The sequence below is a fragment of the Stenotrophomonas sp. YJH_SMC_20 genome (assembly GCF_059367845.1).
In genome coordinates, this window is the sequence record NZ_JCAFRG010000005.1 from 210,025 (window position 1) to 233,936 (window position 23,912).

The 23,912-nt window shown below is 68.8% G+C and carries 11 protein-coding genes; 4 read left to right on the plus strand and 7 right to left on the minus strand.

The annotated features are described in order from the left end of the window. Window positions 1–31 precede the first annotated feature (31 nt). The 3 genes from AC5P6A_RS11205 to purL all read right to left on the minus strand — a co-directional run bounded on the left by AC5P6A_RS11205 (window position 32) and on the right by purL (window position 13,888). Window positions 32–1,885 carry a S8 family peptidase gene (locus AC5P6A_RS11205; protein ID WP_021203162.1) on the minus strand — a complete coding sequence of 618 codons (1,854 nt, stop codon included), beginning with the start codon at window positions 1,883–1,885 and terminating at the stop codon, window positions 32–34. Between the two features lie 157 nt (window positions 1,886–2,042). Beyond that, window positions 2,043–9,566, minus strand: a complete 7,524-nt coding sequence (locus tag AC5P6A_RS11210) for an ESPR-type extended signal peptide-containing protein (RefSeq protein WP_346714938.1) — start codon at window positions 9,564–9,566, stop codon at window positions 2,043–2,045. Between the two features lie 437 nt (window positions 9,567–10,003). Then, window positions 10,004–13,888 (minus strand): phosphoribosylformylglycinamidine synthase, encoded by a 3,885-nt coding sequence (purL, locus tag AC5P6A_RS11215; RefSeq protein WP_258009888.1) that lies wholly within the window; start codon window positions 13,886–13,888, stop codon window positions 10,004–10,006. An 885-nt stretch (window positions 13,889–14,773) separates the two neighbouring features. Between purL and AC5P6A_RS11220 the strand changes: the two genes are divergently transcribed. Continuing rightward, window positions 14,774–16,873, plus strand: coding sequence for a glycosyl hydrolase family 18 protein (locus AC5P6A_RS11220; protein WP_180877066.1), 2,100 nt, complete (start codon window positions 14,774–14,776; stop codon window positions 16,871–16,873). A gap of 119 nt (window positions 16,874–16,992) precedes the next feature. Here AC5P6A_RS11220 and AC5P6A_RS11225 read toward each other — a convergent pair whose 3' ends face one another. Together AC5P6A_RS11225 and xerD are read right to left on the minus strand one after the other, a co-directional pair. Beyond that, window positions 16,993–17,781 (minus strand): DsbC family protein, encoded by a 789-nt coding sequence (locus tag AC5P6A_RS11225; RefSeq protein WP_021203463.1) that lies wholly within the window; start codon window positions 17,779–17,781, stop codon window positions 16,993–16,995. A gap of 100 nt (window positions 17,782–17,881) precedes the next feature. After that, window positions 17,882–18,859 carry a site-specific tyrosine recombinase XerD gene (xerD, locus tag AC5P6A_RS11230; protein WP_180877064.1) on the minus strand — a complete coding sequence of 326 codons (978 nt, stop codon included), beginning with the start codon at window positions 18,857–18,859 and terminating at the stop codon, window positions 17,882–17,884. Between the two features lie 56 nt (window positions 18,860–18,915). Between xerD and AC5P6A_RS11235 the strand changes: the two genes are divergently transcribed. Further along, window positions 18,916–19,407, plus strand: coding sequence for an RDD family protein (locus tag AC5P6A_RS11235; RefSeq protein ID WP_021203465.1), 492 nt, complete (start codon window positions 18,916–18,918; stop codon window positions 19,405–19,407). Window positions 19,408–19,586: 179 nt separating this feature from the next. Here AC5P6A_RS11235 and lptG read toward each other — a convergent pair whose 3' ends face one another. After that, on the minus strand, window positions 19,587–20,693 hold the full coding sequence (gene lptG / locus AC5P6A_RS11240; RefSeq protein ID WP_019660994.1) for an LPS export ABC transporter permease LptG: 1,107 nt from the start codon (window positions 20,691–20,693) through the stop codon (window positions 19,587–19,589). Next, the gene (lptF, locus tag AC5P6A_RS11245; protein ID WP_019660993.1) at window positions 20,690–21,772 is read right to left on the minus strand and encodes an LPS export ABC transporter permease LptF; all 1,083 of its coding nucleotides are present in this window, start codon (window positions 21,770–21,772) and stop codon (window positions 20,690–20,692) included. Before lptF ends, lptG begins: the two co-directional genes overlap by 4 nt. Before the next feature lie 104 nt (window positions 21,773–21,876). On the opposite strand from lptF, the gene AC5P6A_RS11250 reads away from it, so the two are divergent. Both AC5P6A_RS11250 and AC5P6A_RS11255 read left to right on the plus strand, forming a co-directional pair. After that, on the plus strand, window positions 21,877–23,355 hold the full coding sequence (locus AC5P6A_RS11250) for a leucyl aminopeptidase (RefSeq protein WP_021203467.1): 1,479 nt from the start codon (window positions 21,877–21,879) through the stop codon (window positions 23,353–23,355). A gap of 82 nt (window positions 23,356–23,437) precedes the next feature. Then, on the plus strand, window positions 23,438–23,863 hold the full coding sequence (locus AC5P6A_RS11255) for a DNA polymerase III subunit chi (protein WP_019660991.1): 426 nt from the start codon (window positions 23,438–23,440) through the stop codon (window positions 23,861–23,863). Window positions 23,864–23,912 lie beyond the last annotated feature (49 nt).

Genomic DNA, 23,912 nt, shown 5'->3' on the forward strand with positions numbered 1-23,912 from the left:
GCCTCGGCCGTTCAACTACGACACGTCAGGCTTACTGCGTGGCGAGGATGCTCACGCCGTTATAGGCCGCTTCGCCCACTACCTTGATGTAGTAGGTGCCTGCCACCGGCTTGTTCACCCGTACCGTTTCGGACGTGCCGGGACGGGTCGACTTGCCATCGTTGTCGCTGGCGCTCGGCTCGCGACCCTGGGCGATGTAGACCGACACGTTGCCGGTGCCACCGTAGGTGATCACGCTGAGCTGCTTGCCAGCGGCTGCCTCGAAGCTGTACAGGCGGCTGCTGCCGGCCGTGCCGTTCAGCCCCCCCACGGCGGCCTTGTTGGTCAGCGGCGTCGCCACCGGTCCACAGTTCTCGGTGCACGGCTCTTCCAGCGCCTTTGCCAGCGCCGCCTTGGCATCGACGATGCCGGTGCCGATCGGAGTGGCGGTCGGAATGCTGACCGGGAACGGACGCGCGGTTTCCTTCAGCAGGGTGCGCATCGCGGCGGGGGCCAGCGGATCCTTGCCCTTGGCGATCAGCGCGCTCTGCACCAGTGCAGCGACGGCAGCCACGTGCGGCGAGGCCATCGACGTGCCGCCCATGCCCATGTAGCTGTAGCTGCCCGACTCCGGCGTGGTGGCCGCATCGGAACCGGACTGCCAGACGTAGCCGCCGGGATTGCCGTCGACGCTGCCACCACCCCCCGGACCGGACAGGTCCACGCGGGTGCCGTAGTTGGAGTAGTAGGTGATGCCGCCGGTAATGCGGGTGGCGCCGACGGTCACCACGCCGTCGCAACTGGCTGGACGGTATTTGGAGGCGTTGTCGGTCTCGTTGCCGGCCGCCACGACCACGGTGGTGCCACGCGAGATCGCGCCATTGATCGCTTCCTGGTAGGTCCCGTCGCAGCTGCCGCTGCCGCCGAGGCTCATGTTGATGACCTCGGCCGGGTTGGCATTGGCGGGTACGCCGGCCACCGTGCCGCCGGAGGCCCAGGTGATGGCGTCGGCTATATCGGAAAGGTAGCCACCGCACTTGCCGAGCACGCGGACCGGCAGCACCTTGGCCTTGTGCGCGACACCGGCCATGCCGACGCCGTTGTTGGTCTGCTCGGCCACGGTACCGGCCACATGGGTACCGTGCCAGGAGCTGTCCTCGGCGACGGAGCCGGTGTAGCACTCGTTGTCGTTCTCGACCCAGTCACCATAGTCCTGCGCGCCCGGCACGCGGTCGTTGGTGGCACGGCGCGACGTCTCGGCATCGCTGATGAAGTCGTAGCCTTCCAGCAGGTTGCCGACCAGGTCCGGGTGCTGCGGCAGGATGCCGGTGTCGAGTACCGCCACCACCACGCCTTCGCCCTGCGATACATCCCACGCCGACGGTGCGTTGATGCCGCCGGTGGCGTTGTGCAGGTGCCACTGGTACTGCTGGTAGTAGGGATCATTCGGCGCCAGCGCCGGCTGCACGTCACCGGCACGCAGCTCGGTACGGCGCAGCTTCACATCGGCCTCGGCGTACTGCACGGACGGATCGGCCTTCAGTTCCTTCAGCACGCGCTGCAGTTCGGCAGGCGCCAGGCGCCCCTGCAGGCGGATCAGGTCGGCACCGACGCCCAGCCTGCGCACGACCTGCGGGCCGAGCGCGCTGGCGCGGGTAGTGCCACCGGACAGGCTGGCGCGGGTCAGCGCGGACTGCACGGTGGACAGCTTGGCCGACCGGTCGCCCGCCGCAGCGGTGCCGGCACGGTACTTGACGATGATGCGCTGGGTGCCCGGCTCGGCGGTGCTGGCCTGGCGCACCGGTTCACGGGTCGGCAACCCGGCGGCGTGGACGGCACCGACGGCGGTCATCGACAGCACGGCGGCGGCAAGCACATTGATGCGAAGGTTCTGCTTCTTGATCACGTCGAATTCCTCTTCTGGGTCATGGATCGAACCAACACTGCGGCCATCATTCCTTGACGACTCCCGGCCGGCCCAGCCGGGATTGCCGTGACCTCCCCCCAGGCCCTGTTTGCAGGTTTGGCGCCGGCGTGGGTGGCCGCCGGCGCAGTGGTTTGGCTTACCAGCCGAAGCCGGCACCGACGCCAACCGAGCTGTCGTCACTGCTGAAGGCACCGCCGAAGGTAACCGTGGCGCGATCGCTGATCGCACGCTGGTAGCCCAGCGACAACGCCGACTCGCCGCCCTGGAAACCGATGCCGACGCCGACCCGGTTCTGGGTGCGGATACCGGCGGCACTGGTGGCCATGTTGAGCATCGCCGCACTCATCGCACCCTGGCGGTCGATGCGGCGGTCCATGTGGCGCAGGCGTCCATCGATTTCACCCTTGAACACATCGAAGCTGTCGGCGACGGCTTGGACGCGGCTGTCGGTGTAGCTGTTCGCCGTGGCCACGCCACGGTCCAGCTGGCCCTTGTTGACGGCGTCGGTGGCGGTGGTGCCGGCGGCGACGTTGGTGACCTGGCGTTCGTTGCCTTCGCTGCCGACCGACACGGTGTTGGCACGATCGGCGACCGAACCCTGGCCCAGTGCCACGGCGTTGGCAGCCGTGGCACTGGCACCCTGGCCGACGGCGGTGGACGACGCGCCGCTGGCGACGGCGCCCTCGCCCATGGCCACCGCATTGGCGCCGGTCGCCGGGGTCCCGACCGGAATGCCAGCACCCGCCGCGGCGGCCGTCGGCGTACCCTGCACCCGCGCGGTGCCGGCCGGTGCTGCATCGGCTGTTGCACGCGCATCCGCGGCGCTGGCCAGCGGGCTGTCATCCAGCGAGGCACTCATCGCGCGCAGGCTGGCGGTTCCGGCACGCGTGCCACCGGCGGTGCGACGGTCGATCTCGCTGACCTTGCGGTCCAGCGCGCCCAGCGCATCGCCGACGTTGCTGTAGGTGGCGCCCTGGATCACGTAGTTCGGCGCCACGAACACGCCCTGCATGCCAACGCTGGCGCCACCGCCGAGGAAGCTGGCGGCATCACTTAGCGACTGGAACAGCTGCCCGCCGTTGATCGCCTGGCGGCTACCGGCGGCGATGCTGCCGGCACCGACGTTGTCGATGGTGGTGCCCTGGAAACCGGACAGGGTCAGTCGGTCACGGCTGGCGTCGTCGTAGCCGACCGCACTGGCCGCCGTGGTCTCGACCGTCGCGATGCGCGAGTCGAAGTCACCCACGCGGGTTTCCACTGCTCCCACCCGCTGGTTGGTGACGTTGAGCTGGGAGCCGGTGATCGCATCGGTGCTGCCGGCAGCGATGCGGCCGTCGGCGACGTTGACGATGCGCCGCGTGGCCGGACCGGCGGTGCCGTTGCCACCGCCGACCGAGACCACGTTGGCCTCCAGCGCGCGCGAACCGGCACCCAATGCCACCGAGTTGTTGCCGCTGGCGCCGCTGTTGGCACCCAGTGCCAGCGTCGCATTGCCGATGGCCGCGGCACCGCTGCCCAACGCATTGCTGCGGCCGCCACTGGCGTTGGCGTTGCCGCCAATGGCCACGGCATCGGTGCCGGTGGCACTGGCGGTACCCGAACCGTTGGCCTTGAAGCGTTGGCCGACCGCATCGGCGGTGGCGGCCACTGCATCGAGCTGGCCCTTGTTCACCGCATCGGTGGCCTGCGTACCCGCCGCGACATTGGTGAGCTGGCGGTTGATCGCGCTGTGGGTGACGCCGGCGGCATCGACCCACTCCTGCGCAGCACCCACCGACACCGTGTTGGCGCGGTCGGCCAGCGAGCCCGCGCCCAACGCGACGCTGTTACCGGCGTCCTTGGTGGTCCAGGTGTTGCTGCCGAGCACCGTCGCGTTGCTGGCCTGCGCATAGCTGTTGTAACCGACCACGGTGGCGCCATCTTCGGTGGCCCACGCTTCACTGCCGATGGCGGTAGTGAACTGGCCGGCGCTGGCGCTGGCGGCATCCTGTCCGGCCAGTGCGTTGAAGCCGACCGCCACGCCGTTCAACCCGGTGGCGGCGTTGTTGCCCAGAGCGGTGCCGTACTCGCCAGCCTTTGCCTGCACGCCGAAGCCGGCGCCGGCGATCTGCGCGATGGTGCCCTGGCCCACCGCCGTGGAAACATCGGCGGCCTGCGCAGCACTGCCTACGGCGGTGCCGAAGAAGCCGGCGCTGGCACCTGCACCAAACGCCGTGGCGCGCCAGCCGCTGGCCTGCGCGAAGTTGCCGACTGCGGTCGTTTCGCGGCCATCGGCGATCGCGCCGTAGCCCACTGCGGTAGCCGCAAGGCCGGCGGCCTCGGCCATGCCGCCGACAGCGGTCGCCCCGATGCCCTGCGACTGCGACTGCGCGCCGATCGCAATGCTGGCGGCGCCGCCACTGCTGCTCTGTGCACCCAGCGCAACGGCACTGTCTGCGGTGCTGCTGGCACCGCTGCCGATGGCCACGCTCTGCTCGGCCGTGGCCAGTGCGTCGACGCCGACCGCCGTGGCATTGGCAGCGACCACCGTTGCGCCGCTGCCCAACGCGGTAGCGCCGTTGCCAATTGCATTGGCCGCATTGCCAGCGGCGAGCGCGTTGTCACCCTCCACCAGTGCGCCTGCTTCGCCATCGGCATTGCCGCTGGCCTGGAACTGGCGGCTGGTCTTGTCGGCAACGCTGGCCACCGCGTCCAGCTGGCCCTTGTTCACCGCATCGGTGGCTTCAGTGCCGGCTGCAACATGGGTCACCTGGCGCTCACCGCCCGCGGTTCCCACAGCCACGGTATTGTCGCGCTCGGCCTTGGAGCCGGCGCCCAGCGCCACGCTGTTCAACCCACTGGCGGTGGCACCGGCACCCAGCGCAGTGGCATCCGCCGCATCCGCCCACGAGTTCCAGCCGATCGCGGTCGCGTAGTCTTCGGTCGCCCACGCACCCGCACCGAATGCCGCTGCACCAGTGCCGCTGGCACGCGACGGGATCAAGCCGAAGAAGGTGCTGCCACCAATGGCCACACTCTCCTCGCCACTGGCCTCGCTGGACTGACCTACGGCCACGGCACCGGTACCGGCCGCGGCAGCGCCGAAGCCGACTGCCGTGGTGTTGGCACCACTGGCCGCCGAGCCATAGCCCAACGCGGTGCCGAGGCGTCCGCTTGCTTCGGCATAGCCACCGACGGCGGTGGTGCCATCGGCCGAGGCGGCGCTGCGGAAGCCACTGGCCAGTGCCTGCGTGCCGCTGGCGTTGGATTCAGTGCCGGTCGCGGTGCTGTATGCACCACTGGCCTGTGCACGCGCACCCACGGCACTGGCACCCAGCTCGGTGGCGCTGGCGCCGGTGCCGAGCGCAAGGCTGTCTTCGCCGTTGGCCTGTGCGGCACTGCCCAACGCTGCGGCGTTGTCGCCGGTGGCCAGCGCATCGAGGCCCACCGCCGTGGCGTTGGCCGCCAGCGCATTGGCGCCGCTACCGAGTGCGGTGGCGCCGTTGCCGATGGCGTTGGCCGCATCACCGGCGGCCAACGCGTTGTCGCCCTCAACCAGGGCGCCGGTTTCACCATCGGCGTTGCCACTGGCCTGGAACTGCCTGCTGGTCTTTTCCGCTGCAGCGGCTACGGCGTCGAGCTGGTTCTTGTTGACCGCATCAGTGCCCTGCGTGCCAGCAGCCACGTTGGTGATCTGGCGGGTATTGCCACCACCGCCCACCGACACGGTGTTGTCGCGGTCGGCGATCGAATCGGCACCCAGCGCCACGCTGTTGGCCGCGCGCGATTCGGCGGCGTTGCCCAGTGCGGTGCTGTTGATGCCACCGGACCAGGCGCCACCACCGACGGCGGTGGAGTAGTTGCCCGATGCTTCGGTGGCCAGCACGCCGAACAGCGAACCGCCGACGGCAACACTGTTGGTGCCGGTGGCCAGGCTGCCCTGGCCGGTGGCCGTGCTGTAGGCACCGGAGGCTTCCGCATCGCCACCCACTGCCACACTGTTGGAACCGGAGGCATTGGCGAAGTTGCCGAAGGCGGTGGCGTTGAACGCCGAGGCCTGCGCATAGCCACCGATGGCGGTGCTGTAGCCACCGGTCGCTTCTGCACCGATGCCGAACGCTGCCGACGCGGTGCCGCTGGCCACGCTCTCGCTGCCGACAGCGGTGGCCGCATCGCCGATGGCATTGCTGAAGTAGCCCACGGCTACGGCCTCTTCACCGGACGCTTCGGACAGAACGCCATTGGCAGTGCTTCCGGCGCCACTGGCAACGCTGGCCGCGCCGAACGCCGCGCTCTGCTCGCCGCTGGCTTCGCTTTCCGCGCCCTGTGCGGTGGCGTAATCACCGGTGGCCTGCGCGTTGGCACCGACGGCGCTGGCGTTGGCGGCGCTGGCCAGCGCGTTGAAGCCGATCGCCTGCGCGTTGTTGGCCAGCGCATTGGCACCACTGCCGAGCGCGGTGGCGCCGTTGCCGATGGCGTTGGCCGCATCACCGGCGGCCAGCGCGTTGTCACCGTCCACCAGGGCACCAGTCACGTCGTCGCCGTTGCCGCTGGCCTGGAAGAAGCGGCTGGTGGTGGTGGCGGTGGTTGCCACTGCATCCAGCTGTGCCTTGTTCACCGCGTCCGTGGCTTGGGTACCGGCAGCGACGTTGGTGACCTGGCGTTCGTTGCCGCTGCTGCCCACCGACACCGTGCGTGCACGGCTGGCAACTGAACCGGCACCGAGCGCGACAGCATTGCTGGCGCTGGCGTTGCTGCCGGCGCCCAACGCGATCGCACTTTCGCCGCCGGCCACCGTATTGGTACCGATGGCGATGCTGTTGATGCTGTTGCCCAGCGCCTGGAAGCCCAGTGCCACGCTGTTGTCGCCATAGCCGAACGCACCGCGGCCGACCGCAGTGGAACTGGCCCCATTGGCCCAGCTGTTGTAGCCGATGGAGGTTGCGCCGCTGCCACTGGCCCAGGCCGCGTTGCCAAAGGCCGACGCGTTGGTGGCGGTGGCCCACGCACCCGAACCGAACGCTGCTGCGCCACTGGCCGTCGCCCAGCTGTAACCCCCTACCGCGGTGCTGTCATCGCTGCTGGCGAAGGCGCTGTCACCAACCGCGACCGCATAGCTGCCGGTTGCACGAGACGTGCCGCCAGCAGCGAAGCTGTTGTCCCCGCTGGCCTTGGCCGCATTGCCGAACGCGCTGCTGGCGGCGCCGGTGGCCTGTGCGCCGCTGCCCACTGCGGTGGCGTTGGCGACGGCGGTGGTGCCTACCTGCTGCGCCGTGCCGTCGGCACCGATGATCGGCTGGTTGTACTCGTCGTAGGCCTGGCCGAGGCCACCGATGGCAACACCGCCGTTGCCGGTGGCGCTGCTGTTGCGACCCACCGCCACGCTGTCATCACCGATCGCCGAAGCGGCGGCGCCATGTGCAACCGCACCGGCGCCGATCGCATTGCTCGACGAACCGGCCGCCACCGCGCCTTCGCCCTCGGCGAGCGCACCGGCATTACTGCCCGCTTCCGGCTGGGCCTGGAAGAAGCGCGCGGTGTTGTCCGCGGTACTGGCCACGGCGTCCAGCTGCGCCTTGTTCACTGCATCGGTGGCTTCGCTGCCGGCAGCGACGCTGGTGATCTGCCGTTCGTTGCCGGCACTGCCGACGGCCACGCTGTTGGCGCGCACCGCTTCGGAATTCGCGCCAAGCGCGACGCTGTTGGCGCCACGCGCGGTGGCGTAGTACCCGACGGCCGTGCTCTGTGCGCCGCTGGCCCAGGTCTGCGCGCCGAGTGCGCTGGCATTCTCACCCGGGGCGTAAGCGAAGTAGCCGACGGCGGTGGATTCCGCGCCGGAGGCTTCGGTCAGGCTGCCGTTGGCCACCGCGCGGTCACCGCTTGCGATGGCACCGGCACCGACGGCTGTCGCCGCTTCGCCGCCGGCCTGGGTCTGCACGAAGAAACCCAGGCCGGGAATCAGGTCGGCCGGGCCACCGATGGCCACGCTGCTGGTGCCGGTGGCGTTGCTCTGCGTACCCAGCGCCGTGGAGTAATCACCGATGGCATTGGCGACCGCACCGAACGCGGATGCCTGCGCGCCGGCGGCATAGGCACCTACCCCGTAGGACGACGCCGCAAACCCGCTGGCTTCGGCACTGGCGCCCACCGCGGTGCCACCGACACCGGCACTGGTGGCGCCGGTTTCCACCGGTACGCCGCCACTGGTGATCAGCGGATTGCCATCGGCATCGACAGCGGCACCACCGACGGCGACGCTGCCCGGGCCGTTGGCCTGTGCGTTGTTGCCGAACGCGGCACTGTTCTGGCCCGAGGCCAGTGCGTTGTTGCCCACGGCGGTCGCGTTCTGCGCAATGGCGTTGGCGCCCGCGCCCACAGCGGTGGCGCCGTTGCCGATGGCGTTGGCCGCCTCGCCGGCCGCCAGTGCCTCGTCACCTTCGGCCAGCGCGCCGGCATCGCTGTTGCTGCTGCCAGTAGCCTGGAACCGCTTGGCGGTGGCATCGGCCACGGCAGCCACGTCCTTCAGCTGGCCGACATTGACCGCGTCGGTATCTTCAGTACCTGCCGCAACGCTGGTGATCTGCCGGGTCAGGCCGTACTCGGTCGCACCGACGGACACCGTATCGACACGGTCGGCCAGCGAGCCTGCGCCCAGCGCCACGCTGCCGGTGGCAACCGCCGCCGAATTGGAGCCCAGTGCGGTGCTGTATTCGCCCACGGCGGTACTGAATGCACCCACCGCAATCGAGGCTTCGTTTGCGGCAGTGGCGCCTCGACCCAGTGCGGAACTGCCTGGGCCCATCGCCACAGCGCCACCACCTACGGCAGTGGCGCCGTCGGCGCTTGCTTCGGACAACGCACCCAGCGCGGTGGCCGCGCCGTTCTCGCTGGCGGCATAGGCGCTGGCGCCAACGGCGGTGTCACCGAGACCGAACGCTGCGGCGCTCTGCCCGACCACCACGCTGGCATCGCCGATCGCCAATGCGCCTTGTCCGAACGCACTGGCGCCGAGACCGGCGGCAATGGCCTGGGTGCCGACGGCGGTGGTGGCATTGGCCAAGGACTGGGCGCCGGCACCGGCGGCTACCGCGCCTTGCCCGTCGATCTTGGCCGCGTCGCTGTCATCACCTGCGCCATCAGCCTTGAAGTAGCGGTCCCCAGCTGCGGCGACATCCGCCAGCGCGGCCTGCGTGGCGCGCGCCTGCGCATCCAGCTGCCCCTTGTTCACCGCATCGGTGGCCTGGGTACCGGCGGCCACGTTGGTGATCTGCCGTTCCTTGCCGGCATCGCCGACAGACACCGTGTTGGCGCGCGTAGCCTTGGAGCCTGCGCCCAGCGCAACGCTGTTGGCTGCACTGGCGCTGCTGTTGCCACCGATCGCCACCGCGTTGCTGCCCTTGGCACTGGCCGTGCCTTCAACCAGGCACTTTTCCAGCAGCTTGCCGCTGAGTGCCACACAGGTGGCGCTGCCACCGATCTGCACCGACTGTGCAGCGGCGGAACTGCTCATGCCCAATCCCAATACCAGGCCCAGTGCCACCGCCAACAGCGCGGGCGTGGCCTGTGTCGTATCGCGGCGCTGGTCGACAACACCACCGCTGCTGTCGGAGGAGGCCAGCTCCGAGGCCACCACCAACTGACCCAATGCTTTGTTCCAGACCTTGCGATAAATCCGATTCATCGGTACGGCTCCTGATTGGACTGGTTTTGGGCAAAGCGACGCCATCGCCGAGCCTTCTGGCCCAGCGTCCCCTGGGGGCGTCTATTCGCGTGATTTACTGCGGGTAATGCCGAACGGCGCGCAGCGACAGAAACCCGAGCGCATGCGCCAAGCGGTTACTGCGAAATGAATGATTCTGAAACGGGCTTCAAGTGTTAACGGCAACTTTGCAGATCGTCAAGACTTTGACACGGCAAATCCTATTGCCGTGAAGCAGTTCACCATTTCGCGTGTTTATAAAAGAACTTCGTTATGCACACGTGACGAACTGCTGGCGCATGAAAATCGATGTAACTAGCGGGCGCGACAAGGGTTTCGCGCGCGCAAAGAAAAACCCGCCGGCAACGCGGCGGGTTTTCCATACGCGATGGCATTGCGCCGTGCGCGCAATGCTGCGATCAGCCGCACCACACCCGTGCGTTGCGGAACATGCGCATCCACGGCGAATCACCCTGCCATTCGGCCGGCGCCCAGCTCATGTTGAGCGCGCGCGGGGTGCGCTCGGGGTGCGGCATCATGATGGTGACCCGGCCGTCGCTGCTGGTGAGGCCGGTGATGCCATCCGGCGAACCATTCGGATTCAGCGGATACTGGCTGGCAACGTTGCCATGGCCATCAATGTAACGCAGCGAGACGCGGGCCGCGGCCTGGTCGACGGCCGTGTCGAACACGGCCTGGCCTTCACCATGCGCCACCGCCACCGGCAGGCGCGAGCCGGCCATGCCACGCAGCAGGATCGACGGCGACTCCACCACTTCCAGCAGTGCGGTACGGGCTTCGAACTGCTCGCTGGCATTGCGGCGGAACTGCGGCCAGTGCTCGGCACCCGGAATGATGTTCTTCAGCTGGCTCATCATCTGGCAGCCATTGCACACGCCCAGCGCGAAGCTGTCTTCGCGTGCGAAGAACGCGGCGAAGGCATCACGCAGTGCGCTGCGCTCCAGGATCGAGGTAGCCCAGCCACGGCCGGCACCGAGCACGTCGCCATAGCTGAAGCCACCACAGGCCACCAGGCCGGTGAACTCCTGCAGCGCCACGCGGCCTTCGATCAGGTCGCTCATGTGCACGTCGAAGGCGCGGAAGCCGGCGCGTTCGAAGGCGTTGGCCATTTCGATCTGGCCATTGACGCCCTGCTCGCGCAGCACGGCCACGCGCGGGCGCGCACCGCTGCTGATGAACGGTGCGGCCACGTCTTCGTTGAGATCGAAGCTGAGCTTAGGCTTCAGGCCCGGTGCGTTGAAGGCACGTGCCACCTCGCGCTCTGCGTCGGCATTGGCCGGATTGTCGCGGCGCTTCTGCATCGCGTGGGTAACCGACCACCACGCGTCGAACAACGCTTCCCAGCGCCATTCGGCCAGGTTTTCGCCACCCAGCGACACGCGCACCATCGGTGCGGTGGTCGGCTTGGCGATGCGCTGCGCGCATTCGGTCAATGCATGGCGTTCGACAAGGTCGGCAAACGCGGCGCGGTCTTCGCGTGCGATCTGCACCACCGCACCCAGTTCTTCGTTGAACAGGCTGCGGAACGGATCGTCACCCCAGGCATCGAGGGTGATGTCCAGGCCCAGGCGCGAGGTGAAGGCCATTTCGCACAACGCGGCGAAGGCACCGCCGTCGCTGCGGTCGTGATAGGCCAGCAGCAGGCCGGACTGGCGCGCATCGCGGATCAGCTCGAAGAAACCCCGCAGGCGCTGCGGATCGTCCAGGTCCGGGGCGGCACCGGCGAAGGCCGGCAGGTCGCCGTGGTCGGCATGCACCTGGGCCAGGATCGAACCCCCCAGGCGCTGCTTGCCGGCACCGAGGCCGATCAGCCACAGCTCGCTGTCCACCTCCCGGTCGAGCAGCGGGGTCAACTGCTGGCGCACGTCGGCGACCGGCGCGAACGCCGAGATCACCAGCGACACCGGCGACACACTCTTGTGCGCTTCACCCTGGTCGTGCCACTGCGCCTGCATTGACAGCGAGTCCTTGCCCACCGGGATGCTGATGTCCAGCTGCGGGCACAGTTCCATGCCCACCGCCTTCACCGCGTCGTACAGCAGCGCGTCTTCGCCCGGGTGACCGGCCGCGGCCATCCAGTTCGCCGACAGCTTGATCTCATCCAGCGCATCGACCGGGGCCGCGCACAGGTTGGTCAGCGCTTCGCCCACCGCCATGCGTGCCGAAGCAGCGGCATCGAGCAGGGCCAGCGGGGTGCGCTCGCCGATCGACATCGCTTCGCCGGCGACGCCGTCGAAGTCGGCCAGGGTGATCGCAACATCGGCCACCGGCAGCTGCCACGGACCGACCATCTGTTCGCGTGCGGTCAGGCCACCGACGCTGCGATCACCGATGGTGACCAGGAAGTTCTTCGAGGCCACGGTCGGGTGCGCGAGCACGCGCAGGCCTGCTTCCTGCAGATCCAGGCCACCGGTCTTCAGCGCCGGCCAGCGCGGTGCCGGCGGGTGCGCGGTATCGCGGTGCATCTTCGGCGGCTTGCCGAACAGCACGTCCATCGGCAGGTCGATCGGTGCATCGGCCGGGGTGTGGCCCGGCACGGCACCGTAGGCCACCACCAGATGTTCCTCGGCGGTGGCCACGCCAACTGCAGCGAACGGGCAGCGCTCGCGGGCGCACAGCGCGGCGAACTCGGCCAGGCGTTCCTGGGCCACGCCCAGCACGTAGCGTTCCTGCGACTCGTTGCACCACAGCTGCATCGGCGACAGCGACGGATCATCGGTGGGCACCTTGCCCAGGTCGATGACACCACCGACGTTCGAGTCGTGCAGCAGTTCGGGGATGGCGTTGGACAGGCCACCGGCGCCGACGTCGTGGAAGAACTTGATCGGGTTGTTGGCGCCCATCGCCACGCAGCGGTCGATGACCTCCTGGCAGCGGCGCTCCATTTCGGGGTTGTCGCGCTGCACGCTGGCGAAGTCCAGGTCCTCGGCGCTTTCACCGGAGGCCACCGAACTGGCCGCACCGCCGCCCAGGCCGATCAGCATCGCCGGGCCACCCAGCACGATCACCGCATCACCGGCCTGCAGCGGGATCTTGTCGACCTGCACGCGGTCGATCGCGCCGAGGCCACCGGCCAGCATGATCGGCTTGTCGTAGGCGCGCACCAGATCGGCGCCTTCGGGCAGCTCGAAGCTGCGGAAGTAGCCGAGCAGGTTCGGGCGGCCGAACTCGTTGTTGAACGCCGCGCCACCGAGCGGGCCGTCGGTCATGATTTCCAGCGCCGGTGCCATGCGCGGGTTCAGCGCGCGCGGCGCCTCCCACGGCTGCGGCAGTTCCGGAATGCGCAGGTGCGAAACCGTGAAGCCGGTCAGGCCGGCCTTGGGCTTGCCGCCGCGGCCGGTCGCGCCTTCGTCGCGGATCTCGCCACCGGCACCGGTCGAGGCGCCCGGGAATGGCGCGATCGCGGTCGGGTGGTTGTGCGTTTCCACCTTGATCTGGAACGCGCTGGGCACCTGCGGCTCGCGGCGGTACTCGCCGCTGGCCGGATCCGGGCGGTAACGCGACGCCGGATGGCCTTCAATCACCGCGGCGTTGTCGCTGTACGCGCTGAGCGTGTGCTGCGGGGTCTGCTGGTGCGTGTTCTTGATCATCCGGAACAGCGAGCGGTCCTGCTCCTGGCCGTCGATGGTCCAGCTGGCGTTGAAGATCTTGTGGCGGCAGTGCTCGGAATTGGCCTGCGCGAACATCATCAGTTCCACGTCCGACGGCGACCGGCCCAGCGCAGTGAAACGCTCGCGCAGGTAGTCGATCTCGTCCTGGGCCATGGCCAGGCCGAGGCGCTGGTTGGCGGCCTCCAGCTGGTCCACCGGCACGCGCTCCAGTTCACCCCGGGCCGGTGCCGAGAACAGCGCCTGGCCCTGTTCCACGGTCTCCAGCACGGACTGCGTCATCGGGTCGTGCAGCGCCTTGACCAGCGCCTGCTGGGCGGCGGCATCGGCCGGCCAACCCTGCACGTCGATGCGCAGGCCACGCTCGACCCGGCTGACCGGCTGGCCGGCACCTCGGACCAGTTCGGTGGCCTTGCTCGACCACGGCGACAGCGTGCCCAGGCGCGGCACCACAATGCGGCTGACTGCGCCTTCGGCCACGGCTTCGGCCTGCGGCGCCGCTTCGAGGATGCGGCACAGCGTGGTCAGGTCGGGGGCGGCGCTGCCTTCGGGCTGCACGAAGTAGACGTGCCAGGCACCGCTGATGCGCAGGGAGGGAGCGATGGACTGCAGGCGGGATTCAAGACGTTCGCGGCGGAACGGCGACAGGGCGGGCGCGCCCTCGAGGACCATCATGTCCGGGGAACCGTAGTTGGGAAACGGGCCCGACATTGTACCGGAAGCGGGGGAAGGGCTCTGGCCGGGCGGCGCCCGGCACCCGCCGAGGCCAGGGCAACGGCAACAGCAACAGCAAGAGCTGGCTTCCTGTGGGCTGGCGGGGCGGTGGGGGCCAGCAGGACACGCCGTAAACCCATCCATGGGGGCTCGATGGCGCCATCCATGGCGCCAACGGTCCTGCTGGCCCCCACCACCCCGCCCCCGACAGATTTCCGCGATCTGCGGCCATGCGTGAATGCTCCCCGGTAGTGCCGGCCGCTGGCCGGCACCCAGGAAATGTCAGAAATCAGGCATTGAAGAGCGCAGCGACCGGCTTTTGCCTTTGTTTTTTCTTCTGTCTTTCGTGGCTGGCCGCGCAGGAACCTGTCCGTGGCCGGGCGGGTGGGCTGCGCAGGGGCGTTAGCCGCATGGGCCCGAGGCATGCCTCGGGCGGGTTGGGCAGGACGCCCAACCCTGGCCTTGCCGCGCGTGCAGGACTGCGCGCAAGAGCAAGCGGCGACCGAGCTTACATGGACGTACTTGCAGCGTCCCCTGCGCAGCCCACCCGCCCGGCCAACCCCCAGAAATCCGCTGTTCGCGGAAAGCCCCAGCCACGAGGGGCTCCGCCGATGGCCGCCGACCGCGCGCAGCGCGCTCTCCGCCCGATTCCCCGAACCATGCGCTTGCTCACGGATTGACCACGCAATTGATGACAACGTTGTCCCCACCTGGTGCCGGACTCTCTCCCCGGCCTCCCAGGTGCCCTTCCGTCCGGCCCCTCCGTCGCCTTCCCCGGCGATGCCCGGACCTGCGTCACGCGCGGCGCCATCGGGGCCCGCGCGCCCTTTGATCGGAGACTTACCCATGTACGACCCGATTGTGCGCAGTGCCGACCGTTCGACCCGAAGCTGTCGTCCCCGCCGCCTGGCCTGGCTGCTTGCCTTGGCCGCCGGTGCCGCCGTCCTGCCCGGCCTGGCGCAGGCCGCCAGCTGTGCCGGGGTGGCCGAATGGGACCAGGCCAAGATCTACCGGGCCGGCGATACCCTGCAGAAAGGAGGCGTCCTCTATCGGGCGAACCAGGACATCTGGAACGCGCCGCCGGACCATCCGGCCGGCGCGCCCTACTACACCAACCTCGGCGCCTGCGATGGCGGCGGCGCCAACCAGCCGCCGGTGGTCAGCCTGACCTCGCCGGCCAACGGTGCCACCTTCAGTGCCGGCAGCACGGTGAACGTGACCGCCACCGCCAGTGATCCAGACGGCAGCGTCGCCAAGGTCGAGTTCTTCCGCGATGGCAGCACGCTCGGCGTGGCCACCAGTGCGCCGTATGCGGCCAGCTGGGCCAACGCCAGCGCCGGCAGCCACACCCTGCGCGCGGTGGCCACCGACAACAACAACGCCACCACCAGCACGGCGACCATCACCATCACCGTCAACGCCGCCAGCGGCGACACCACCGCGCCGAGCGTGCCGGGCGGGCTGGCGGTCGGCACCCGTACCGCCAACAGCATCGCGCTCAGCTGGAGCCCGTCCACCGACAACACCGGTGGCAGCGGCGTGGCCGGCTATGACGTGTACCGCAACGGCAGCCTGGTCGGTTCACCGTCCAGTGCCAGCTACGTCGATGGCGGGTTGACTGCATCCACCACCTACCGCTATCGCGTACGCGCCCGCGACAATGCCGGCAATGCCTCAGCGCAGGGCACCGAGATCAGCGCCACCACGCTGGCCGGCGACGGCGGAACCACCGGCAAGCGGGTCATCGGTTACTTCACCCAGTGGGGCATCTACGGCCGCAACTACCGGGTCAAGAACATCGACAGCAGCGGTTCGGCCGCGCGCCTGACCCACATCAACTACGCGTTCGGCAACGTGCGCAACAACCGCTGCGAAGTCGGCATCACCCAGCCGTCGGACCCGAACAGCGGTGCCGGTGGCGATGCCTTCGCCGACTACACCAAGGCCTTCAGTGCCGCCGAGAGTGTCAGCGGCAGCGCCGATACCTGGGACCAGCCGCTGCGCGGCAACTGGAACCAGCTCAAGCAGCTCAAGGCCAAGTACCCGAACCTGAAGGTACTGATCTCGCTGGGTGGCTGGACCTGGTCGCGCGGCTTCTCCAGCGCGGCGCGCCCGGAGAACCGCCAGGCCTTCGTCGCCTCGTGCATCGACGCGTACATCAAGGGCAATCTGCCAGTGACCGACGGTGCCGGTGGTGCCGGTGCCGCGCTGGGGGTGTTCGACGGCATCGACATCGACTGGGAATACCCGGTGGCCTGCGGCATCGAATGCGGCAAGCCGGAAGACAACGCCAACTTCACCGCGCTGATGGCCGAGTTCCGCCGCCAGCTCGATGCGGTGCGTCCGGGCCTGTTGCTGACGGTGGCGGTGGGCGCCGGCATCGACAAGATCCGCGTCACCGATCCGGCCGCGTACCACCCGTACCTGGACTACATCAACGTGATGACCTACGACTTCCACGGCGCGTGGGATGCGAAGACCAATCACCAGTCGGCGCTGTTCGATTCGCCCAATGATCCGTCCACCGGCGACCAGAAGCTGTACAACAGCAACGACGCCATCGAGGCCTTCATCAGCCGCGGCGTGCCCGCGGCCAAGCTCAACCTGGGCATCGGCTACTACGGGCGTGGCTGGACCGGTGTGGCCAACGCCAACAACGGCCTGTACCAGACCGCGACCGGCGCTGCCCCGGGCACGTATGAAGCCGGCATCGAAGACTGGAAGGTGCTGAAGAACCTGGCGTGGCCGGGCTACACCGACAACACCGCAGGTGCCACCTGGATCTACAACGGCAGCACGCTGTGGAGCTTCGACACCCCGGCCAACATCACCCGCAAGATGGGCTACGTGAAGACCCAGGGCCTGGGCGGCGCGTTCGTCTGGGAGTTCAGTGGTGACGATGCGCAGGGCACGCTGACCAAGGCGGTCAGTGATGGCCTGAAGTAAGAAAAAAGCCGGGGGTGCTGCGCGCCCCCGGCTTCCTACCTGTAGAGCCAAGCCCATGCTCGGCTGCGGAAACATCAGCCGAGCATGGGCTCGGCTCTACAGAAACAAGGTCGGTCGCGTCAGCGCTTGGCCGACAGCTTTTCCAGCGCCGCACGCAGCTGTGCCGGCGGCAGGTAGCCCCCCAGCTGGGTGCCGTCCGGCGCGAAGATCGCCGGCGTGCCGTTCACGCCCAGCTGCTGGCCCAGTGCGTACTGCATCGCCACCGGGTTGGTGCAGTTCTTTGCCGGCACGCTGCCACCGCGCTTGGCGTTGGTCAGTGCCTGGCGGCGATCAGCCGCACACCAGACCGAGATCATGTCGGTGTAGTCCTTGCTGCCGAGGCCCATGCGCGGGAATGCCAGGTACTCGACGGAGATGCCGTTGCGGTTGAGCTCGGCGATGTCCTGGTGCAGCTTGCGGCAGTAGCCGCATTCGATGTCGGTGAACACGCTGATGGTGTACTTGGCGTTCGGTGCGGCAAACACGATGCGGTCGCCATGGTTGGCCTTGGCCAGCAGATCGCGGCGGTAGCCGAGCAGGCCTTCGCTGTTGGCCGGGCCCTTGGCACGGGTGTCGTAAGGCTGCGACTGGAACAGGTAACGGCCATCATCGGACACGTACAGGAGCTGGCCGGAGACCACCACTTCACGGAAGCCCGGGAACGGTGCGGCACCGATGTAATCCACCTGGAAACCGGGATTGAGCGCGGTCAACGCGGCACGTACCGCCTGGTCGGCCGACGCGTTGGCGGCGGGGGCGGCCTTGGCCGCAGCGGCAGCAGCAGGCGCCTTGGCGGCCGGCGGGGCCGGCTGGGCGCAGGCGGTCAGGCTGAGCGCACCGAACACGGCGGCGATGGCAAATCGGAGCATGGAACGATCCGCGACAGAAGAAGACCCTGGATTCTGACACAGCCAGCGGTACCGGACAGCGGCACCGCCCATGGTTTGTGGCCGGGATTCAGGGGCCTGCTCAGCCGCGCGGATGGTGGCGGGCGTGCAGCTTCTGCAGGTGCTCGCGCGCTACCAGGGTGTAGATCTGGGTGGTGGACAGCGAGCTGTGGCCGAGCAGCATCTGCAACGCGCGCAGGTCGGCACCACGGTTGAGCAGATGGGTGGCGAAGCTGTGGCGCAGGCCGTGCGGGCTGATCCGCGCCGGGTCGATGCCGGCCACCTGCGCATGGCGCTTGACCAGGTGCCAGAACACCTGCCGGGTCAGCGCATGCAGCGACGGCTCGATGAACAACGGCGTCTGCCCATCGGCCAGCGCCTGCACCTTGCCCTTCCCGACCAGCTGCGGCCGAGAGTGCTGCAGGTAGCGCTCCAGCCAGTGCTGGGATTCCTCGCCCAACGGCACCAGCCGTTCCTTGCTGCCCTTGCCGGTGACCCGCAGCACGCCCTGGCGCAGGTTGACCGCAGTCGCGGGCAGCAGCACCAGCTCGCTCACGCGCAGGCCGGCGGCGTACATCAGTTCCAGCATGGCGCGATCGCGCAGGCCCAATGCGCTGTCGGTATCGGGCGCTGCCAGCAGCGCGTCGATCTGGCTTTCGGCCAGCGCCTTGGGCAGCAGCCGTGGCAACTTCGGCGGGTCGAGCAGCGCGCTGGGATCCTCGCTGCGTTCGCCGCGGCGCACGCCATCGGCGAAGAACGCCCGCAACGCCGACAGCAGGCGCGCATTGCTGCGCGGCGACCAGCCATGCCGGGTGCGCCAGGCCAGATACTCGAACAGTCCGGGGCGCTCGATGCCGGCCAGGCCACCGTCGCGCCCATCCATCCAGCGCGCCAGCCCTTCCAGATCGCGCCGGTAGCTGTCGAGGGTGGCGCGGGCCAGGCCGTTCTCGGCCCAGATCGCATCAAGGAAGCGCTGGATGCGCGCGCTGTCGTCGGCGCGCAGTTCGGGCAGTTGCTGGACCAGCTGGCGGCGTTCGGCGGGGGTGGAAACATGGGCCATGCGTGCAGGATACGGGGGCCACTGCGGGCACGGCCAGCTTTGCGTATGCTCGACGCATGTCCCAGCCTGCCACCGACACGGCCTCTGCCGCTGCTACCGAAATGCCCCATCCGCGCGCATTGTTGCTGTGGCGCATGCTGGCAATGGTCTACGACGCACTGCCGGTGCTGGCACTGTGGATGCTCGCCGGCACGCTGTTCACCCTCGCCTACACCCTCAGCGGCCACGCGCAACGCGAGAACATCGCGCCATTCAGTGCCTGGCAGTGGCTGCTGTGGGCGGTGTGCTGGGCGATCACGGGGTGGTACGCCACGGCCAGCTGGCGCCGCGGCGGACAGACGCTGGGCATGCGTCCATGGCGGCTGAAAGTGCAATCGAGCGATGGCACGCCACTGCGGCGCAACCAGCTGTGGCTGCGCTTTGCGGTAGGTACGCTGTCACTGCTGCTGGGCGGGCTGGGATTCTGGTGGGCGTGGGTCGACCGTCAACGCCTGACCTGGCACGACCGCGCCAGCGGCACCCGTCTGGTGCGCATGCCGAAACGGTGATGCACGACCTGTAGAGCCGAGCCCATGCTCGGCTGGCAGGCGGTGCGCAAAAAGCAGCCGAGCATGGGCTCGGCTCTACAGAATCCAGCACGCTGGGCCGGGATGCTGGTGGTCCTGGCACGGATGCCGAAGCGGTGGATTGCCCCGGTAGCGCCGGGCATGGCCCCGCGCCACCAGAATCAGCCCGACTTGCGCCGGAACAACAGTCCGGACACCGCCAGCATCACGATCGGCGGCAACGCATAGGCAATGCGGTAGTCGAACTTCAACGCGCCGGCCATGCGCCCGAAGAACAGCTGCAGCAGCCAGAAGCCCAGCGCGAACAGGATGCCCAGGAACAGGCGCTTGCCCATGCCGCCGCTGCGCAGCGAACCAAACGCGAACGGCACCGCCGCCAGGCACAGTGCCAGCACGTTCACCGGGTAGAACCAGCGGCTCCAGTAGACATCCTCGAAATCGCGCGCATCCAGCCCGTTGCGCTGGCGGTAGGCAATGCTGGTGCTCAGCTCGGCAACGCTCAGGTTGCGCGGCTTGGCGATGCCGGTAGCCAGTGCCGCCGCATCGAGATTCGAGTTCCACGGCTCGCGCGCCACTTCCTGGCGGGTCGCCGAACGCTCGCCGAAGGTGTCGCGACGCACCCCGGTCAGCACCCAGCCGTCCTTGTCGTGCTCGGCGGTGGCGGCATGGGTCAACGAGGCGATCCCTCCGTTCCCGGCAATGCGGTAGAGACGCACGTCGCGCAGGATCAGGCGGGTGCCCTTGTCACCGACCAGCTGCTCCTCGCCGCTCTGCGCGTTGAGGAAGGTATCGCCTTCGCGTGCCCACAGGCCGGAGTAGCGGCTGGTCGCGATATCCCGGCCCCACTTGGCGCTGGACTTCAGCGCATCGGCGCGGTCCTGGCCCCAGGGGCCCAGCGTCTCGGCGCTGAGCACCATCACCGCGGTCAGCAGTGACAGCGCGATCGCCACCGAAACGCTCAGGCGCTTGCGCGACAGGCCCAGTGCACGCAGCGCGGTCAGTTCAGAGGTCGCTGCCAGCTGGCCCAGGCCCATCAGTGCGCCGATCACCGCGGCCGTGGGGAACATCGTGTAGGCGCGGCGCGGCACCGTGTACAGCACCCAGGCGGCGGCATGGCCCAGCGTATAGCCGTTCTTGCCGATGTCCTTGAACTCGCCGGAGAAGGCCATCACCACGTCCAGGCCGACCAGCACCGCCCAGGTCAGCAGCACCGTGGTGAACACCGACCGGCCCAGGTACAGGTCGAAACGCATCGGGCGCAGCCTCATGCGCGGGCTCCCTTCGGGTGGCCCAGGCGGCCATCACGTGCATACATCCAGATCGCCAGCGCCAGCAGCGGCACCGTCAACCACCACAGGCCCAGCGCGGCCGGAATCTTGCCGTTGGCAATCCAGCCACTGCCGATGAACATCAGGTTGGTACCCACCATGTAGGCCATCAGGGCCAGCATCATGCGGCCATAGCGCTGCTGCCGCGGCGAACTGCGGCCCAGCGGCACGGTCAGCAGGGCGAACGCCAGCGCGATCAGCGGCGGTGCGATGCGACGGTGCAGCTGCGCCTGCGCCTGCGGGCGCGCATCGCCGATCAGCTTCAGGGTCGGCATCAGTTCCGGGTCGTCCTCGGTGCGGGTCTGTGCGCCGTCGGGCAGGGCCACGTCATTGCGGGCGAAGGTCGCCAGCCGGTAGTCGAGCCCACCGGCCACGGGCCCTTCCACCTGGTGGCCATCATCCAGTTCCAGGAAGCGCTGGCGGGTGCCCTCGAAGTACATGCGGCCACTGTTGGCCGAAACCACTTCCAGGCGATCATCCTTCTGCCGCTGCAGGAACACCTTGCCCAGCTGGGTGCCGTCGGGCGAGATCGAGGACAGGTAGACCACGCCGCCGTTGGGCAGCGGCGTGAACCGGCCCGGCTCCAGGCCGGCCATCAGCACGCTGCGGTTGGCCTCGATGACCATCTGCTCTGCCACCCGGCCGGCCCACGGGCCCAGCCACAGCGAGCAGGCGCCGACCAGCAGCACCACCGGCACCACCAGCATCAGCAGCGGCCGCAGCAGCCGCTTTGGGCCTACCCCGATCGCGGTGATGACCGCCATCTCCGAGTCGCGGTACAGGCGGGCGATGGCCAGCAGCAGGCCCAGCATCAGCGCCAGCGGCAGGATCAGCGGCAGGTAGGCGATGAACTGCAGGCCCAGCTGCGAGAACAGCAGCTTGGCCGGCAGGCGCCCGTCGGCGATGTTGCCGAGGATGTCCACCAGCACGCCGCCCACGCTGACCACCAGCAGGACGATCAGGGTAGCCAGGAAACTCTGGACGAAATCGCCCAGCAGGTATCGGTCGAGCTTCAGCATGGGGCGGTGGTTTAAACTCTGGGGTTCGTTCGCGGTGCCGCCCAGTCTACTGTCTGGGCGTAAACGGCCTGCGATTGTACGGACTCGCCAATGGAATCTGCTCAATGGCCCTCGAATTCACCCTGAACCACGTTGCTCCGGCCGCCGCCACCGTTGATTGCCTGGTGGTCGGCGCGTATGCCGACCATACCCTGACCCCGGCCGCGCAGGCGCTGGATGCCGCCAGCGGTGGCCGCCTGGCCGCCCTGGCCCAGCGTGGCGACCTGTCCGGCAAGACCGGCGCCACCACCCTGCTGCACGACCTGCCGGGCGTGAGCGCGCCGCGCGTGCTGGTGGTCGGCCTCGGCGACGCCGCCCGCTTCGGCGTGCCGCAGTACCTGAAGGCCGTGGGCGACGCCGTGCGTGCTTTGAAGGCCGGCGCTGCCCGCAGCGCACTGTTCACCCTGTCCGAAGTGGCGGTGAAGGACCGCGACGCGGCCTGGGCGATCCGCCAGGCGGTGATCGCCGCCGATCACGCCGCCTACCGCTACACCGCCACCCTGGGCAAGAAGAAGGCCGACGACGCCGGCCTGGCCCAGCTGGCCATCGCCGGTGACGACGCGCAGGCCCTGGCCCAGGGCCAGGCCATCGCCGCCGGTGTCGAGTTCGCCCGCGAGCTGGGCAACCTGCCGCCGAACTACTGCACCCCGGCCTACCTGGCCGAGGTGGGCGTGAAGTTCGCCGGCGAGCATGACGGTGCCGAAGCCGAGATCCTCGACGAGCACCAGATGGAAGCGCTGGGCATGGGCTCGCTGCTGGCCGTGGCCCGTGGCTCGGCCAACCGCCCGCGCCTGGTCGTGCTGAAGTGGAACAATGGCGGCGACGCCAAGCCCTACGTGCTGGTCGGCAAGGGCATCACCTTCGATACCGGTGGCGTCAACCTGAAGACCCAGGGCGGCATCGAGGAAATGAAGTACGACATGTGCGGTGGCGCCAACGTCATCGGCACCTTCGTCGCTGCGGTCAAGGCCAAGCTGCCGCTGAACCTGGTGGTGGTGGTGCCGGCCGTTGAAAACGCCATCGATGGCAACGCCTACCGCCCGTCCGACGTGATCACCTCGATGTCGGGCAAAACCATTGAAGTGGGCAACACCGACGCCGAAGGCCGCCTGATCCTGTGCGATGCGCTGACCTACGCGCAGCGCTTCGAACCGGCGGCGCTGGTCGATGTCGCCACCCTGACCGGTGCCTGCATGGTCGCCCTGGGCCACCAGACCGCCGGCCTGATGAGCAAGCACGACGACCTGGCCAACGAGTTGCTGGCCGCCGGCGAGCAGGTGTTCGACCGCGCCTGGCGCCTGCCGCTGTGGGACGAATACCAGCCGATGCTGGATTCGACCTTCGCCGACGTCTACAACATCGGCGGCCGCTGGGCCGGTGCGATCACCGCCGGCTGCTTCCTGTCGCGCTTCGCCGAAGGCCAGCGCTGGGCCCACCTGGACATCGCCGGCGTGGCCAGCGATGAAGGCAAGCGCGGCATGGCCACCGGCCGCCCGGTCGGCCTGCTGAGCCAGTGGCTGCTGGACCAGGCCGCCCGCGCCTGATGCCGTACCCGACCCTGGCCGGCAGACGCCGGCCCGGGCCTCGCCCGGCACCGCCGGAACCCTGCCTGACCCGGACCCTGCCATGCCCCGCGCCGACTTCTACCTGATCGCCAAGCCCCGTTTCCTGACCGAGCCCCTGCGCCTGGTCTGCGAGCTGGCGCGCAAGGCCAACGACGCCGGGCTGTTCACCCTGGTACTGGCCCGCGACCAGGCCCAGGCCGAGGAGCTGGACGAACTGCTGTGGGCGTTCGACAACGATGCCTACATCCCGCACCAGATTGCCGGCGAAGACATGGACGAGGAAGAAGCCCTGGTGCTGATCGCCGTGCCCGGCACCGAGGCACCGGTGCGTCCGCTGGTGATCAACCTGCGCGACGAGCCCTGGCTGGGCCAGTGCGAGCGCGTGCTGGAAGTGGTTCCGGCCGATCCGGAAGCGCGCGAACCGCTGCGCGAACGCTGGCGCCAGTACAAGGCCGCCGGTTACGACCTGAACAAGCACGACATGTAAGCGCGCCCCGGTCCCTTGATGGGCCGCCGCCGCGCCCTGATCCTTCAAC

What these genes read in the sequence shown, in the direction of transcription:
- AC5P6A_RS11210 (WP_346714938.1), bottom strand. Translation starts at nt 9,566, where the DNA reads ATGAATCGGATTTATCGCAAGGTCTGGAACAAAGCATTGGGTCAGTTG.
- purL (WP_258009888.1), bottom strand. Translation starts at nt 13,888, where the DNA reads ATGATGGTCCTCGAGGGCGCGCCCGCCCTGTCGCCGTTCCGCCGCGAA.
- AC5P6A_RS11220 (WP_180877066.1), top strand. Translation starts at nt 14,774, where the DNA reads ATGTACGACCCGATTGTGCGCAGTGCCGACCGTTCGACCCGAAGCTGT.
- AC5P6A_RS11225 (WP_021203463.1), bottom strand. Translation starts at nt 17,781, where the DNA reads ATGCTCCGATTTGCCATCGCCGCCGTGTTCGGTGCGCTCAGCCTGACC.
- xerD (WP_180877064.1), bottom strand. Translation starts at nt 18,859, where the DNA reads ATGGCCCATGTTTCCACCCCCGCCGAACGCCGCCAGCTGGTCCAGCAA.
- AC5P6A_RS11235 (WP_021203465.1), top strand. Translation starts at nt 18,916, where the DNA reads ATGTCCCAGCCTGCCACCGACACGGCCTCTGCCGCTGCTACCGAAATG.
- lptG (WP_019660994.1), bottom strand. Translation starts at nt 20,693, where the DNA reads ATGAGGCTGCGCCCGATGCGTTTCGACCTGTACCTGGGCCGGTCGGTG.
- lptF (WP_019660993.1), bottom strand. Translation starts at nt 21,772, where the DNA reads ATGCTGAAGCTCGACCGATACCTGCTGGGCGATTTCGTCCAGAGTTTC.
- AC5P6A_RS11250 (WP_021203467.1), top strand. Translation starts at nt 21,877, where the DNA reads ATGGCCCTCGAATTCACCCTGAACCACGTTGCTCCGGCCGCCGCCACC.
- AC5P6A_RS11255 (WP_019660991.1), top strand. Translation starts at nt 23,438, where the DNA reads ATGCCCCGCGCCGACTTCTACCTGATCGCCAAGCCCCGTTTCCTGACC.